The organism is Enterococcus camelliae (assembly GCF_042685105.1).
Classification (GTDB): Bacteria; Bacillota; Bacilli; order Lactobacillales; family Enterococcaceae; genus Enterococcus_G; species Enterococcus_G camelliae.
Genome location: NZ_JBHUMO010000013.1, coordinates 83,678 through 100,679 on the forward strand (window position 1 = coordinate 83,678; position 17,002 = coordinate 100,679).

The 17,002-nt window shown below is 36.3% G+C and carries 14 protein-coding genes; 3 read left to right on the forward strand and 11 right to left on the reverse strand.

Features of this window, described 5'->3' with window-relative positions:
* Nucleotides 1–30: 30 nt before the first annotated feature.
* Both ACFSR0_RS02760 and citG read left to right on the forward strand, forming a co-directional pair.
* A complete protein-coding gene (locus tag ACFSR0_RS02760) occupies nucleotides 31–726 on the forward strand; it encodes a GntR family transcriptional regulator (protein ID WP_379979680.1) in 696 nt (231 codons plus the stop codon).
* Nucleotides 719–1,582, forward strand: a complete 864-nt coding sequence (citG, locus tag ACFSR0_RS02765) for a triphosphoribosyl-dephospho-CoA synthase CitG (RefSeq protein ID WP_379979682.1) — start codon at nucleotides 719–721, stop codon at nucleotides 1,580–1,582. The genes ACFSR0_RS02760 and citG overlap by 8 nt, the downstream gene beginning before the upstream one ends.
* Here the strand turns inward: citG and ACFSR0_RS02770 are convergent.
* Nucleotides 1,579–2,289: a response regulator transcription factor gene (locus tag ACFSR0_RS02770; protein WP_379979684.1), complete on the reverse strand. Its 711-nt coding sequence runs from the start codon at nucleotides 2,287–2,289 to the stop codon at nucleotides 1,579–1,581. The genes citG and ACFSR0_RS02770 overlap by 4 nt on opposite strands.
* 55 nt (nucleotides 2,290–2,344) lie before the next feature.
* On the opposite strand from ACFSR0_RS02770, the gene ACFSR0_RS02775 reads away from it, so the two are divergent.
* Nucleotides 2,345–4,135, forward strand: a complete 1,791-nt coding sequence (locus ACFSR0_RS02775) for a sensor histidine kinase (RefSeq protein ID WP_379979686.1) — start codon at nucleotides 2,345–2,347, stop codon at nucleotides 4,133–4,135.
* Between the two features lie 317 nt (nucleotides 4,136–4,452).
* On the opposite strand, the gene ACFSR0_RS02780 is transcribed toward ACFSR0_RS02775, so the two are convergent.
* From ACFSR0_RS02780 to pdxA, 10 genes are all read right to left on the reverse strand, one after another.
* Nucleotides 4,453–4,707: a hypothetical protein gene (locus tag ACFSR0_RS02780; RefSeq protein ID WP_379979688.1), complete on the reverse strand. Its 255-nt coding sequence runs from the start codon at nucleotides 4,705–4,707 to the stop codon at nucleotides 4,453–4,455.
* A 56-nt stretch (nucleotides 4,708–4,763) separates the two neighbouring features.
* Nucleotides 4,764–5,609 carry a PRD domain-containing protein gene (locus tag ACFSR0_RS02785; protein ID WP_379979690.1) on the reverse strand — a complete coding sequence of 282 codons (846 nt, stop codon included), beginning with the start codon at nucleotides 5,607–5,609 and terminating at the stop codon, nucleotides 4,764–4,766.
* A gap of 18 nt (nucleotides 5,610–5,627) precedes the next feature.
* Complete coding sequence (locus ACFSR0_RS02790) at nucleotides 5,628–7,094, reverse strand: glycoside hydrolase family 1 protein (RefSeq protein WP_379979692.1); 1,467 nt, start codon at nucleotides 7,092–7,094, stop codon at nucleotides 5,628–5,630.
* A gap of 29 nt (nucleotides 7,095–7,123) precedes the next feature.
* Nucleotides 7,124–8,953 (reverse strand): beta-glucoside-specific PTS transporter subunit IIABC, encoded by a 1,830-nt coding sequence (locus tag ACFSR0_RS02795; RefSeq protein ID WP_379979694.1) that lies wholly within the window; start codon nucleotides 8,951–8,953, stop codon nucleotides 7,124–7,126.
* A gap of 286 nt (nucleotides 8,954–9,239) precedes the next feature.
* Complete coding sequence (locus tag ACFSR0_RS02800; protein WP_379979696.1) at nucleotides 9,240–11,843, reverse strand: calcium-translocating P-type ATPase, PMCA-type; 2,604 nt, start codon at nucleotides 11,841–11,843, stop codon at nucleotides 9,240–9,242.
* A 95-nt stretch (nucleotides 11,844–11,938) separates the two neighbouring features.
* Entirely contained in the window at nucleotides 11,939–12,286 is a 348-nt protein-coding gene (locus tag ACFSR0_RS02805; RefSeq protein ID WP_379979698.1) for a 2-dehydro-3-deoxyphosphogluconate aldolase, read from the reverse strand.
* Between the two features lie 25 nt (nucleotides 12,287–12,311).
* A complete protein-coding gene (locus tag ACFSR0_RS02810; protein WP_379979700.1) occupies nucleotides 12,312–13,595 on the reverse strand; it encodes an SLC13 family permease in 1,284 nt (427 codons plus the stop codon).
* A gap of 114 nt (nucleotides 13,596–13,709) precedes the next feature.
* On the reverse strand, nucleotides 13,710–14,618 hold the full coding sequence (gene dapA, locus ACFSR0_RS02815) for a 4-hydroxy-tetrahydrodipicolinate synthase (RefSeq protein ID WP_379979702.1): 909 nt from the start codon (nucleotides 14,616–14,618) through the stop codon (nucleotides 13,710–13,712).
* A gap of 138 nt (nucleotides 14,619–14,756) precedes the next feature.
* Complete coding sequence (locus tag ACFSR0_RS02820) at nucleotides 14,757–15,920, reverse strand: sialidase family protein (RefSeq protein ID WP_379979704.1); 1,164 nt, start codon at nucleotides 15,918–15,920, stop codon at nucleotides 14,757–14,759.
* A 28-nt stretch (nucleotides 15,921–15,948) separates the two neighbouring features.
* Complete coding sequence (gene pdxA / locus ACFSR0_RS02825; RefSeq protein WP_379979736.1) at nucleotides 15,949–16,956, reverse strand: 4-hydroxythreonine-4-phosphate dehydrogenase PdxA; 1,008 nt, start codon at nucleotides 16,954–16,956, stop codon at nucleotides 15,949–15,951.
* Nucleotides 16,957–17,002: the final 46 nt, after the last annotated feature.

Consider the following 17,002-nt stretch of genomic DNA (forward strand, 5'->3'; position numbering starts at 1 on the left):
TCGTTTAAAAAATAGAAAGGATGGATTGAGATGAATCCCATCATCACAGCAGTAAAGAAAAATTTAGACCTAACAGAAAACAAGCCTTTAAAAGTTGCGGTCTATGAAGCATTTAGAAAAACTATTATTCTTGGAGATATTCCTGCCGGAGAACGGATCAACGAAAAGGAATTTTCAGATGAATTGAATATCAGTAGAACACCAATCCGCATCGCAATGAAATCACTCGTTGAAGAACAATTGGTTCAACATGTTCCTCGCGTCGGAATCGTGGTCAAAGGCATTGGAATCAAAGATGCCTATGAAATTTATGAAATTCGAAAATCACTTGATACCCTCGCAACGATAAAAGCTATGAAGTTGATGACCAAAGAAGACTTCCAGGAATTAAAAGAACTACTTGAACGAGGAGAACATTACAACCAAACGGATCAAGTCGACTTACTCTTACAAAACTTTTCAGACTTTAACGCCTTTATCTACGAAAAAAGTCAAATGCCTAGACTACGTGCAATCGTCCTGGATTTGCAAACGTATTTGGTTTACTTCCGTGATATCGCCATCCGAGCTTCTGCTAGAAGAAGTATTGCCTTAGAGGAGCATTGGCTCATTTATCGTGGCATGTGTACCAATAACACAGAGCAAATCACCTTGATTACGCACGAACATTTGAACCACTCCCTAGAATTTATTGTCAAAGAAATGGAGAATCGCAAAATTGATTAAGCAACTTCAACGCATTGCTACAATGGCCCAAACGGCTCTTTTTTATGAAGTAGCCCTTTCTCCAAAACCAGGACTAGTGGACCGTCATACAAACGGTGCCCACCGCGATATGGATTTTTTCACCTTCATCAAAAGTATTCAAGCACTGGCACCCTATTTTTATCACTATCTAATAACAGGCTACCATCATGAGGGAACCTTAAAAGAGTTATTTGAGAAAGAACGAACCATCGGAACATTCGCAGAAACTGCCATGTTAATCGCCACGAACCAGATTAATACCCATAAAGGGGCCAACTTTTCATTTGCTGTCTTACTAGGTGCAACCGGCTATTATTTGAAACAAACAACCATTCATCTTCCTTTAACTAGCAAAGACACAGCAAAGATTCTCAACCTAGCCTCTACTATGACCCAACACCTCGTTCATGAGGATTTTGATAATCTTTCTCATAAATCCTCACTTTCAAACGGAGAGAGGGTATACTTAACCAAAGGAGTCACTGGTATCCGCGGGGAAGCCGCAAATGGCTATCCGGCCTTACGTGATCTTTTGTTACCCTTCATGAGAGAAAAAGCCCATTCGATTGATGAGCTTTTTTTACTACGTTGCCTAATTTATTTAATGAGCCAGTTAGAAGATACGAATATTCTTCATCGTGGTGGACGACCTGCTTTGCAACAAATTCAAGCGGAAACCAAAAAAATTCACGAGAGCAACCTGTCTTCAAACCAGTTGCTTCGTGAATTGCAATGCTATGATACTATTTTAACGGAACGCTACTTAAGTCCTGGTGGATCCGCTGACTTGCTTTCTTTAGGCCTTTTCTTTGCTCTGTTAGAAGGCATTCTTTAATTGCCTTCAGGGTAAAAAGCATAGCCTATCCCCCAAACATTTTTTAAATATTTTACTTCTTTCGGGTTGTCTTCAATTTTATTTCTAAGATGATTGATAAAGACCATAATCGTATTTGCATCAGTGTTGTTATCTTCCCAAACATTGGAATAGATTTGATCTTTGGTAAAGACTTGGTTGGGGTTTTCCATAAAAAACTGCATCAGTTGGGTTTCTTTCGATGACAACCCCACAAGAACATCCTCTTTAAAAAATTGGTACTGATTGAGATCCAGTCGAAAGATTCCTAGGGTAATTTCATTTAACATACTTTGTTGACTTGCTTGATGAATGGCCTTTGATCGTCGTAATGAAGACAAAACCTGCGCCCGTATAATGGCCGGCTTAAATGGCTTTGTTAAATACATATCGGCCCCCATTTCCAGGCCTGTAATAATATCGGCTTCCATCGTTTTCCCACTTAAGATTAAGATAGGTACACTAGGATCTTGCTCTAGAATTAATTGGGCTAAGTGATACCCATCATTTTCATATTCCAAACTAATATCCAATAGAAACAAATCAAATTTGACCCTCGACAGGATATCAATGGTGGATTCAACTGAATCGCTTTGATAAATCAATAACCCCGTAGACTGAAGCGACTTCCAAATCAAGCGCCGAATAGCAGGATCATCATCAACAACTAAAACTTTTTGATCGTTCATTGTTCACCTCCACTGGTCTTTTTTTTTAACACATTTTTAGAAAGAGAGTACGTTTATGAAAAAGAAATCAATAAAATGGCTAAATATCGGATTATTCGGCATTATTGGTGTCACGATACTCGGTTTTTTGGGGATTCATTATAGTTATCAACAAAGCAAAGAATACGCACTTGATTTTGGGCAATCACAATTAATGAAAATTACCAAAGCAGCTGCGATGCTAATTAAATCAAACATTCAAGATCAAAGGGAACTTTTGCAACAGATTGACTTCACCTATGATTCTAATGGACAGGAAGCAATCATTCAAGAGCAATTAGCAAATCTGCTAACCAAACAAAACAAGATTGTTCAATCCCTTTTCTTAATTCCACTAGAAGATGGAAAGTCCCCCATTCAAGCAACCTCTTCAACAAGTAGCATCACGACAATGCAAGAGCTTCAGGAAGATACATTGCTAAAAAAAGAACTAGCTACTGCAACTTATGAAAATGGGGCCGTCTACTTTTATGAAAAGAGAGCCTTTTTAAACCTCTATCAACCTATTTATAATGAAAACAAGCGCCTAGCTGCTATTTTAGTCGTCCCGATCAATCTTGAAAACATCTACCAGAAAATCAAAGATGCCACCGTCGACAATGAATACAATGGATATACCATGGTGAAAAATAAAGAAATGAAAGTCATCATGCACCCCTCAAACGAACAAATTGGGTTAAATATTGTAACGGACAGAAAACAACTGTACCCTAACCTAAACTATGATGACTTGAAAAAATTGGAGAAAGAACAACTCGCACACCAATCTGGCACACTTACTTACTACTCTTATTGGTGGACTAGCAAAGAATTAAAACGTGTCTTAAAGGTAGCCGCCTACCAATGGATTACGATTGGCAATCAAAAATGGGTTGTTGCGAGTAATACCGAATTTGACCGCCACAATGCCGTGCTAAAACAAGAACTCATTATTGGTGTAGGTGTTCTCAGCATCTTTACCGTTATCCTTCTATTGCTTTATTTGACGATAAAAAACGTGATTAAACGGGAACATTTCTCCCGGGAAAATCAAAAACTATTGACGCAACAATCCCACCGTGAAACAAAATATGAACTAGAAAAAAACCTCCTACAAGAATCAAAATTAGAAATTGTTGGCCTATTAACCACCTCTATTGTGCACGATTTAAATAATTTTTTAACCCCCTTACTGGGAAACATTGAATTGCTCATGGAAGACTACAAAGCCAATCCGGCCTTGTATGAGGAATTAAACGAAATCTACCTGGCTGCCCAAAAAGGACACGATTTATCCAATCATGTTCTCCGTTTTTCAAAAGTCACCAACAATGACCGAAAACGCGTGCGACTCGCGAGCATTGTTTTGGATTCCGTTGAAACAATGAACGTCTTGCTCCCACGAACCATGGAGTTAACCATAAATCCGCAGACTGATGCCGAAATTTTTGTTGATACAGATGAAATTCAGACCATTCTCTACAATCTAATTATTAACGCCATGCAAGCAGCTCAAGGAAAAGGATCCATCCAGATAACGATTGATCGTACCGATGCCTTACAACTGGCTAAATTTAAAAACTTTTCCCATCAACACATCAACAAACAACATGTGGAACTGAAAATAACCGATAATGGACCAGGAATTCCCAAAGAAATTCAGACCAAAATCTTCACTCCTTTCTTCACAACCAAATCATCAGAAGAAGGAACCGGCCTAGGCTTGTTTATCGTCCAATCCATTGTGAAAAAAAATGATTGGCTATTAAAACTGGACTCTTCACCAACGGGAACCTCGTTTACTATTGCTATTCCAATTGAGGAATAAAAGCAAATCCAACATTCCTTTTCAAATGTTGATGGAATTGAACAAATAATTGAACCAAAAACAACAGATAAAACGACCCGAACGATTCCCTGAAGAGGCACTATCGTTCGGGTTGGTATTTGTTATGGATTGTTTAACCATCTCTTTGCCGGCAGCAATTCTGCAAAAAAACTCAGCTATAGCAGTTCTATTGAGACCTTCATCGGATTTCAAGACAATTGACGAACAAAACTCCAATTTTCAATGGGGGCTTTGATTAACAAATGAATGTTATGTGAAAACTGCTGAAACTGATTTCTACGATAAAATGCACAGTTTTACTTCGTGTTGGTGATTAAAAATAATTGTTTCCCCTTTTGTCGCTCAATATGAGGCACAATGAATTCCTCTATAAAACGACTACCAATACTTTTTCCTTGCATCCTGTCACTGACTGCCAGCATTTCCAAATACCATGAATCATTTGTAAAGCGTTCTTGGCAATCTTTTTTGGCGATTGATAAAAACTGCAGTAATTTCATTAAATTACGTCGCCATAGACTTGTAATCAAAGATAAGGCCCCTGCTTTCACCGACGTCCACCAATCTTAGCTTTTTCACAGATTGCAATTCATTCCACTTTTTTCGGTTAATCTAATGAAGAATGATGCATTAGCCGGTTAATGTGAACTCCTAAATATGCTATTTCATTCTCAGGAATCTTTGTCTCGTAGGTTTGATCAATAAAAGCTTTGACCTTTGTGGCCACATCCATCGCAATTGGGTATAGAGACCACATTTGACGATAGAAATCATCATTTTTTTCGTCAATCAACCCATTTGAAAAAAAGCGATCAACAAAATAGCGAACATGTGTTACAAACCTTGAATAGTGTATAGAATTAGCATCCAGAGGCTTCATTAATGAATATCTTACCATATTTATAATCGTTCCGACTAGTTTGGCTTTTTCTAATCCATTAGACTCTGTAGTCATATCGGTTTGTGCATTTATCAAATGAAAAGCAATATTTGCTGCTTCCTCTTCGGGGAGAAGACAATCAAACTCCTCAGAAAGTAATCGAATTGCTTGTCTACCAATCTCAAATTCAGTTGGATAATAATTCTCAATCTCCCATTGGAGTCGATTAATAACATTCATTCCATTTTCAAATCTCTCGACTGCAAAGTTCAAATGATCCGATAATGTTAGATAGATATTCGTATTCATTTGCTTTATGGATGCACTCTCTGCTAAAGTCACAATTGCTTTTGTCATCTCAAAATAACGAATCGGGATTTCATTGATGAGTTCTGCGAACTGTGAAGATTTCATTGTATCAATTGATAGAAAAATTTTATCTACATCGGAATCTGGAATTGCATCCCCTATTTTTTTTCCATAACCAATACCTCTTCCAAGAACGATTAATTCCTCGCCCTCTTTTTCAACTAAGACAACACTAGAGTTTAAAACTTTCTTTACGAAAATCACAGCTATCCACTTCCTTAACTACGCTTCATATAAACTATCTCCATTTGTCTCAATAACCCGTTTATACCATTCAAAGGATTCCTTTCGAGAACGATTGTACGTACCATTCCCTTCATCATCAGCATCTACGTAAATAAAACCATATCTTTTTGACATTTGTGAAGTCCCAGCACTGACCAAATCTATTGGCGCCCAACTCGTATATCCTATAAGATCTACTCCCTCATCAATCGCCTCTTTCATCTCTTTAAAATGTGCTTCAAAATATGCTTGTCGATAAGGGTCGTAAATCTTCCCATTTTCAACTTTATCAACTGCTCCCATTCCATTTTCCACTACCATCAAAGGGATCTGATATCGATCATAAAGCTCAATCAACGAAATTTTTAACCCTTTAGGATCAATTTGCCATCCCCAGTCAGTAGAAGGTAGATAAGGATTTTTTACACCAAGTACTGTATTTCCAGGTGTACGTTCTGCTTTAGGATCTGCAGATTCAGCCATTGACATGTAATAACTAAATGAAAGAAAATCAACAGTATACTTCTTTAATAGTTTCCTATCATTTTTTTCCATATTAATAACGATGCCTCTATTTTGTAAATCCCGTTCAATTAAACCGGGGTACTCTCCTCTTACTTGAACATCCGCATAAAAATTATTCTCCAAGTTTTTTCGTTGAGTCAACTCAACATCTGCAGGTGAACATGTTAATGGATAAGTCATCAATTTAGTTAACATGCATCCAACTTTATTGTTTTTATTTTTTTCATGAGCATATTTTGTTACGAGTGAACTTGCAATAAATTGATGGTGTAAAGCTTGGTAAATATCTTTCTCTTCTCCTCCAGGTGCAGATAATTCATCTATAATTCCTGCGGTTGTAAACGGATGTCGATGGATACTGTCAATTTCATTGAAAGTTAACCAGTATTCAACATATTCATCAAATTCATCTATACAAACTTTTGAAAACCGAACAAAATCATCTACCACTCTACGATCAACCCACCCATTATACTTCAGACTTAAATTTAAAGGCATCTCGTAGTGAGATAACGTAACAATGGGTTTCATTTTTAATCGTTGCATTTCTTTAAATACATTTTTATAAAAAGTAACACCTTTTTCGTTTGGAAGTAGCTCCTCACCAGTTGGAAATAATCTGGTCCATGCAATGGATAAACGCAAAGTTTTAAAACCCATTTCTGCAAATAGGGCCAAGTCTTCTTTATAACGATGATAAAAATCAATTCCTCTTCGCTTAGGATACCATTTTTCTGATGGATCTTTTGCAGCTCGTTCAATAGTTTCTTTCGTTATGGCTAAATGTGAGGAATAGTCTTTGTTATCAACATGTGGTTTATATGTGGCTACATCGGCTACAGACATTCCTTTACCATCTATATTCCAGGCACCCTCAACTTGATTGGCAGCAATTGCTCCTCCCCATAGAAAATTAGGAGGAAAACTTGTATTAGACATAATTCTTCACTCTTTCTTGTTTTTTTAGATTAAGATTGTATCGGAACGACCGATAATATATCCATTTCGTTAGAAACTGATTCTTCTAGATGATAAGATTCTATTTTAAATTGATCTTGGTTTGTTACAATACAAATGACGGTTGGGTCATAACCCAGTGCTATAATTTCATCCACATTAAAATGAATCATTTTTTGTCCTCTGGTTACCTTATCTCCAACTTTCACTAATGCTTCAAAATTATTTCCATTCAACTTAACCGTGTCAATCCCAATATGAAATAACAGTTCTGCACCATTTGTTGTTTTGAATCCTAGCGCGTGGTTTGTATTAAATATCATTGTAACTTCACCATCTTCAGGAGCCAGTAAATCACCTGATTCAGGTATAATAGCAATTCCCTTACCAATCATACCACTTGAAAAAACATCATCGTTTACTTCTGATAATGGGATTACTTTTCCTTCAATTGGACTTGAAAGCATTTCTTCTCCAAAAATAACCTCTTCTTCTGATTGAACTTGATCTTTAAAAAAGAAAATTACAGTAACAAAGGCAACTAAAAAGGATACAAGTAAAGTGACAAATGCCCAAATTAAGTTCATAGCGTTTGATGCATCAACAAACATTGTTATACTAGCTAACCCTGGTCCTACTAATGCGAACGCTTTTATCGATAAAATACCGGCAATTGCGCCTCCTACTAGGCTCGAAGCCATAACACTATACAAAACTCTTTTATGCAAAATCGTAACACCATATAAAGCAGGTTCTGTAATTCCAAATAGTGCAGAGATACCTGCAGAAATAGCTGTCGAACGTAATTTTGAATCCTTTGTTTTTAAACTTACAGCAAAACAAGCACCTGATTCTGCTATATTATGTGCTAAAGATGCGGGTAAATACAATAGTTCCGCACCAAGTTCACTCATAGAAGATACAGCATAAGGAATCATAGCTTTGTGCATCCCAGTAACCACCATTAATGGTAGGATTGCTGCCAAAACTGCCGTTGCCACCCAGCCAAAATGACTGTACAACCAAATAATTGCACCAGAGAAAATTGTTCCTACATTAAATCCAAGTGGACCTAATATTAGCAAAGAAATAGGAACTGTTATAAGTAAACTCATCATTGGTACAAAGAAAATTCGAATTGGTTTTGGTGAATAGCGAGTAAAAAGCCGCTCCATTTGTGCATAAAATAATACAGTTAGAATTGCTGGGAATACTTGGGAAGCATAAGCAATATTCTCAATACCAAAACCGAATAATTGGGCACCGGAAGTTAGCATCGTAGTCATATCGGGTAGAATTAAAGCACCTACTGCTGATACGGCGACAAGTTGATTGACATTGAGTTTCTTAGCAGTCGTTATTGCAACTAATATTGGCAGAAAATAAAGTGGTGCACCACCAATTAAATTCATTATTTGATACGTTTGACTTTCTGTACTCATCAAACCTGAAACAGAAACTAAAAGAAGTAACGATTTAAGAATCCCACCTCCTGCAACTGCGGGTATGAGAGGTTGAAAAATTGAAATGATAAAGTCTAGTAATACGGCCCCCCATGATTGTTGTGACTTTAAGTCATTCTGTTCAGATTGACTTATTTCCCCCAACTCTTTTTGCACTTGATCATAAACTTCGATAACATCATTACCAATTATCACTTGGCATTGAACATTTTGTCTCACGCCAATGACCCCATCTACTTTTTCTAACTGATCTTTTTTTACAAGATTATTATCTTTTAATGTAAATCTCAACCGCGTAGAACAATGTTCCAGATGCGCAACATTTTCTTTTCCACCGATTAATTGAACGATTTCTTTTGCTGTTTTATTAGTGTCCATATCGTTTCTCCTTAAAACTTTTTTGCTTGTTTATCGGCCAAATAAACAAAAACAGACAGATACCTAGCAAAACATAAAGATACTACTGATACAATCAGTTCTTTATTGTTCTACATAGGTCCTGCCTGCATTACCAGTCACATGCCTGTTTTATTAATTTCATGATAACACAAAAAAATGAAAACGCAAACAATTAATTCAATAAAATAATTGCTCCTAGTTTCTAATGGAAATTCATTCTATCTATTCATTGAAAAAAGGTATTGGTAGTTGGTTAGACAGTCAATTAGTCTCTGTAGCTAATCATTTTGTTTAGTTCACTAACAATTAAAGGTACCAAAGATAAGGTTACTACTATCAACCATTCTAAACCAGATAATGATTGTACTTTGAAGATTGGTTGTAAGAATGGAATAAATAATACTGCTAACTGCATTCCTAAACTTACTACAAAAGCTTTATTCATCGCACTATTTGAAAAGATGCCGATTTTAAAAATTGATCGTTTTTCACTACGAACAGCAAATGCTCGAGTCAATTCTCCAAATACCAATGTTGCAAAAGCCATTGTATTAGCTGTTCCATCTGCAATATTGGGATCTGATAAGACATATTCACCTAACCAATATGCAGCTAAAGTAATTGCACCAACTAAAATACCATAGAAAATCATGCTCGTAGCAAACCCATCTGCAAAAATACTTTTTTGCGAATCACGAGGTTTCTGTTTCATTACACCTGGTTCTACAGGTTCCATCCCCAATGCCAATGCAGGAAGTGAGTCAGTTACCAAATTCAACCATAGTAACTGAATAGCAACCAGTGGCATTTGGTGAAAATTCAAAGCCGTAGCAATAAAAATCGTTATAATCTCACCTATATTGCAACTTAGAAGATATTGAATAGACTTTTTAATATTTGAAAAAATTCCTCGTCCCTGTTCCACTGCATGAACAATTGTAGCAAAATTATCATCAGTTAGAATCATGTCAGCTGCGCCTTTAGCTACATCGGTTCCTGTAATTCCCATTGCACAACCAATGTCTGCAACTTTTAAGGCTGGAGCATCATTTACACCATCACCTGTCATTGCAACAATCATACCGTTTGCCTGCCATGCTTTTACAATACGCATTTTATGTTCTGGAGATACACGTGCATAAACGGAATATTGTTCTACTTTCTCTTCCAAAATTTCTTGTGGCATTAAATCCAATTCTACACCCGTCATAGCCAAATCATCATTTTTATAAATTCCCAATTCCTTAGCGATAGCGACAGCAGTCAGTTTATGGTCACCAGTAATCATTACGGGGCGAATGCCTGCATCAAAACATTGTTGCACAGCCTCTTTTACTTCTTGGCGTGGTGGATCAATCATTCCAACTAACCCGACAAACGTAAGTCCACTTTCCAAATCTTCACTTACTAAATTTTCAGGAATTTTTTGAATATCTTTATATGCAACTCCCAATACACGAAGGGCTTTTGAAGCCATCTCAGCATTTTTTTCTGTCATCATTTTCCGATTTTCGTTATCAATAATGCAACGATTCATTAAAACATCTGGTGCTCCTTTGACCATTACACGATACCCACCATCTGTTTTATGAACGGTGCTCATTAATTTTCGTTCCGAATCAAAAGGAATTTCAGCTATCCTTGGTTGATTCTTTTCCAATTCATTCTTATCGAGCAGATTGTTATACGCCTTTGTGACAAACGCTGTCTCGGTGGGATCGCCGCTCACTTGAAATTCATCTTGATTAATAATGGTTAGTTTTGAGTCATTACATAAGGTACCAATAGTCAATAGTAAATTTTCAGTATTAGGAATTGAAACATATGTCTCAACTACTGTCATTTTATTTTGAGTAAGTGTGCCTGTCTTATCGGAACAAATCACTGATGCTGCACCTAAAGTTTCAACTGCAGGTAATTTTTTGACAATTGCATGTCGCTTAACTAAACGTTGAACCCCTAAAGCTAATACAATGGTAACAATAGCCGCCAATCCTTCCGGAATTGCAGCAACACCAAGCGATACAGCCATCATAAATATTTCCAATACAGGTCGTTGATACAATAGCCCAACAACAAACATCACAATACAAACTCCTAGACAAGCAATAGATAATAATTTGGATATTTCAGCCATTTTTTGTTGTAAAGGTGTTGTGTTTTCGTCTTCAGATATCAACATGTTTGCAATACGTCCAACTTCTGTATCCATGCCTGTATTGGTTACGACACACATTGCTCGCCCATTAGTAATGACTGTTGAGGAGATCAACATATTTTTACGTTCAGCCAAAACAGTATCTTCTGGTAAATTATTAACATCTTTCTTACTTACTGGTACAGATTCACCCGTCATCGCAGACTCATCTGCTTTCAAGTTAGCCGATGAAAGAATCCGTGCATCTGCTGGAACCAAATCTCCTACTTCTAATTCAATAATATCCCCAGGAACCAATCTAACTGTATCAAGATGTTCCAATTTACCATTACGAATAACTTTAGCCAAAGGTGCGGACATTTTTTGCAATGCCTCTAAAGACTTATTAGCATTGTTTTCTTGTGAGATTGAAATAATAGCATTAATGACAACTATTAGTAAAATAATAACAGAGTCAATCCAGTCACTAAAACCACTTGAAACATAAGACAAAAAGGCAGCAATCAATAGTACAATAATCATTGGATCTTCCAGTTGACCGATTACTTTTTTTAATAAGCTTTCTTTTTTCTTTACTTCTAACTCATTTCTACCAAATTTTTCCAGCCTTTTCTCTGCTTCTTTGGATGAAAGTCCTTTTTGTATATCTGTATCCAAAGAATGTAGAACTTCTTCTTTTGATTTATCGTACCATAAATCCACGATAGCCATCTCCAATTCCTGTTGATATAAATAAGGTAGGATTTACTTGTTAACAAATAAACCCTACAACTATCAGTTCTATAAAACATAATTACGTATTTGTTTTATTTTCTCAATACATGAATCGCAAAACCGCCGAACTCACCTGCTAGGTAAATATTCTTTAATTTACCATCTTCATCATAAGCGGCTGTATCTATATTAAATGAAATCCCCTTTTCTTTTAATTCTTCAACTGCACTTTCCAGATTCTCCGTACTCATTGCAATATGTCCATTTCTACCTAAAAAAGGAGATTTCATACATTCAAAGAAAGCACCGGCGAATTCTGATTTTTGTCCATGACGAGGAGTTAAATTAAAAATTTGGCTTAATTGAAGTGCTAATTCTTGTGCCTCTGTCTTATTATCCATGTTAATTCCAATATGTTCTAGTTCAAATCTATTTGACATTATATACACCCTTTCTATTTTTTTGTTACATTGGGAACATTAATAAAGCACCAACTGTTAAGAAAACTAGGCGAATAAAGTATTGCGGAATCGTAAACTTCCAAAATTGAGCAGCTGTATATTTCCCAGTACCTAAAATCATTGCCGGCATTCCATCGATTGGTAAGAAATGTCCACACCATCCTGAAATAACAATTGCACAAGCGGCAGCAGTCGGGTCCAAACCTAAGCTAGTACATGTTGCAATAGCAAGTGGCGTGAATACATATACTGTACCAATTGTTGAACCAGTTAAAGTTGCTAGTAAACTTGTTAGAATACAGAAAGCAAAAATCATCACAAATGGATTTACATTTGTTCCTAGCATTCCAGCAACCGTTGTTCCAACCAATTTTGTTAATCCGGTACTACCTAGCGCATCTGCGACACCAATAACCCCTGCAGACATCAAAATAATAGGTGCACTAATAGCATCCCTTATTTCTTTAAAATCTAAAACACCAATTAATAGAATAACAGCAACTGATAATCCAGCCATTGCATATCCTGCATCACCAATTTTACTTTGTAAAAGCATACCTACAACCGCAAAGGCAAAGACCCCATACGTTACCAGTTCTTTCCAACGAGGCAATTCTGAAACGGATACATTTTCATTTTCTTTTGTACCCGTTAAATTTTCTTCAGCAATTGGATGATCCGGTAAAAACTTATATTGAATTATACAGTTAAGTAAAAAACCTGCAGATAAAAATAAATTAACAATTGCGAATTTGAATACTGATACACTTGCCATAATACCTGTAGAATTCAGTACAGCAATAACAATTCCATATTGAAGGGCTGTGTTAAAAGGAATCAACGGATGATTTGCTGCAAATCCAGCAGTCATAATTACTTTTGACGGAGGTAATTTTTTTGAATAAGGTAACGTAGATAAAAGACCAATTGTTAATACATAATATGCTGTGGATCCAGTACCAAATAGGCTACATCCTAACATAACGATTAGAATGATTAATAAATAAGATTTGAAACCACCTTTATTGGCCATCGCAAACATCGCCTTTTTAAAGGCAACAATGAAATTTGTTTTTTGCAAGGCAGCAATAATCGCCATAAATTCAGCTAACATAATAATGGTGGAATTTGAAAAACCGGAAAAGGCCCCCTTAATATCTGTGATACCAAAAATAACTAACAGTAAACAGGCAAATAATGGTGCAGCTCCAAATGGAATTTTTTCAATCATAATCAAAACAATCATAATAACTGTGATAGCTAATGCAATAATCATTTGAATAGTCATGGTTGTCCTCCTCATATTGACCATGCAAGAAGTAGAAAGTAGATAGCTATTCTTAATTAAAAAAGCAATCTAACTTTCCACTTCGAACTTAAAAAAGGATATTTTTTTAAGTTATTAACGCATGCCTTTCATTCTGTCCTCTTCTAGTACTTTTTTTAAGGCATCTATGCCAGCTACAGGGATTTGATTAAATGGTGCACGACATTTCCCAACATTGTGACCTAATAAAGCAGCTGCCGTTTTCACAATTGTATTTGGATTACCAAATTTGAAACAATCTCTGAAATTTTGGATACTTTCATTAGCTCTTCTAGCTTCTTCTGTTTTACCTTCAATGAACAAGTCATAGATAGAAGCCATTGTTTCGGGATATACATTCGCACAACCCGCAATTCCACCTGTACCTCCAGCTAATAGCGTCCAAATAATCAATTGATCATTTCCTGAAAGGGTATAGAATTTTCCATTTGTTTTTTTCTTGCCAGCTTCAATGTAACCTAAAATATTTGCAAAATTACCGCTAGAATCTTTAGCACCAATAATATTTTCAATTTGTGCTAAACGACCAACAGTAGCTGGTGCAATGGCATTACCAGCTCGAGCTGGAATATTATATAATACAATTGGTAAATCAACTGCCTCTGCTACTATTTTATAATGTGTATAGATTTCTTCTTGACTCGCTGCTGCAAAACTTGGACAAATAATTGATAGAACGTCTGCTCCTGCAGCTTTTGCCATTTGGCTTTGTTCTATAGTTTCCTTAGTAGAAATTGCCCCTGAACCAGCATAGACTGGTACACGTCCAGCAGCTTGATCAACTACTGTTTCAATTACTAATCTTTTTTCATCTGTTGATAAAATATAACCTTCTCCGTTGGTTCCACAAGGAAAAATACCGTGAATACCACTATCAATCATACGATCAACTTGACTACGTAATTCTTCAACATTGATTGTTTCATCCTCATTCATTGGCGTTAAAATTGGTACGATAATTCCCTTTAATTCAACTGATTTCATTACAAAATCTCTCCTTCATTGTTGTTTTATTTAACAATTCTTATTTACTTACCAATAAGAATACGGTTACAAAATAATCAAATTATATGCGGTGTTTCAACTTGTTACCTATGAAAACACCGCTAAAGTTAAAAAATTTTAGATTCCTTCACCAGATGTTGGATTATATACGCCTATTGTTTCTCGTTTTCTTCCGAATAGGTCCAATAGAGTAAATCTTTCATATTTTACACAAAGACGATTTTTATAGGCATAGACCAGATGTAACACACCATTTTTATCTTGATAAAGTGTTGGATATTCATATTGCGAATTATTCGTTTGGTTTTCACTACCCACGTAACCTTCTGCTGCTTCAAAAACCCGACCAATAGGCCATGTCTTTCCAAAATCTTCACTGACTGAAACTACTATTGGATTGCGTAATCCTGGCCACGAGACTTTTCCAAACTCAGCGTTCCTTGCTGAATTCATATTATAGGCTAAGGCAATTTCTCCAGTATGAAGTTTTATAGCACTAATACTTGCATTATTATTAGGTAGTGTTGTTGGTTTCGGAATACCCCAACTATCTCCATAATTCGTAGACTCACTACGATAGATAAAATCTGCAAATCGACTCCTCATGAATGCAACAAGATGTCCTGGTTCAACTTCAATTACATTAGCGTGAACACGACCATTACTTTCAGGCATTCGAACTACATGCCATGTTTTTCCCTCGTCATCAGATACTTGAAATTCAGTAGGATCATTAGTCAAGCCGTCCTTTGAATCTTCACAAAGCCAAGTACTATACAACCATCGTCCATTGCTTAGAACCTGAATTCCTTGCCTTCCAAATGTCCCCTCAGTTCCAAATAGTACTTCCGGATTTCCCCATGTTTCCCCTTCATCTGAAGATTTTTGAACCATAATAACGGATGTATACTGCATATTGTCTTTACCAACTTGGCGACTTTCTTGAGATGTATAAATTAACCAAATTTGGTTATTCGGTGCTCGAAAAAATGAGGGATTCTGTTCACTTCTATTTATGCCTCTGGACACTGTCACGGGAACAAGCCATTTTTGTGAATTTCCGTCAAAGGTTGAGACTAAAATTGAAATATCACCACTGCCTTCAAAACTTCCAGCGAACCAAGCACATAATAAGCCACCATCTTTTGTTTCAATGATTGCTGGAGCATGCGCTGTACTTTTCCCTCCAGTGGGAATCAGACTAAAATCAAAGCCTAGGAACGCATCATGATATAGCTTTCCGTCAGGTTCAGACTGCCTTACGTTTATTATTTTTACCAAATATCTCCCCTCCTAACGTCTTAAATGTTTATTTTTTCTTATTCTTCGCCAGGCGAATTGCATAATCAATTGCATTTTCTAAACTTGCTTCACTAGCCGTCCATTTACCTGCCTGATCAAAAGCTGTACCGTGGTCAACTGATGTGCGAATAATTGGTAAATTCAAAGTAATATTGACTCCTTGAACAGCTTTCCAATTTTTTGTTTGTTGATCATAAACAAACCCAAGAAGTTTTAATGGAATATGACCTTGATCATGATACATTGCCACAACAATGTCGTACATACCTCCATTGGCTTTGGAAAACAAGGTATCTGCTGGCAATGAACCAAATACATTAATTCCTTCCGCTTTCGCTGCTTCTACTGCAGGATTAATTTCCTTAATTTCTTCTTGACCAAATAGACCATGCTCACCACAGTGTGGATTCAAACCTGCTACAGCTACTCGAGGATGCTCAATTCCTAAATCTTTACAAGCTTGATTTGCGATACGAATTACATCTAAAACTCGTTCTTTGGTAGCTAAATCACAGGCGTCACGCAAAGAGACATGCGTTGATACATGAACAACACGCAAATTCCCATCTGCCAACATCATCGTATATTTATCAGTGTCTGTTAAGTCAGCATAAATTTCAGTGTGACCAGCATAGTGATGACCAGCCATATTCAGAGCTTCTTTGTTTAACGGATTAGTAACTGTAGCATCAATTTCTTTAGCTAATGCTAATTCAATTACTTTTTTTACATATTGAAATGCTGCATTTCCCCCAACTTTAGAAACCACTCCAATTGAAAACTGGTGCATATCAACAATTTTTAAATCAATTAAATCAATGGTCCCAAATTGATAAATACCTTCATTTGGATTTGATACAACATGGATAGTTAGTTTTTCTTCTGGATGTTTTGTTAGATAGAAGTCAATGACACTCTTGTCCCCGATTAAGAGCGGTTTGCACTTTTTATACAACTCAGGTTTTGCAAGAGCTTTAATGGATATTTCAGGCCCAATTCCTGCTGGATCTCCCATTGTAATACCAATAATTTTTCTCACTTTCGAACGCTCCTTTCATTGA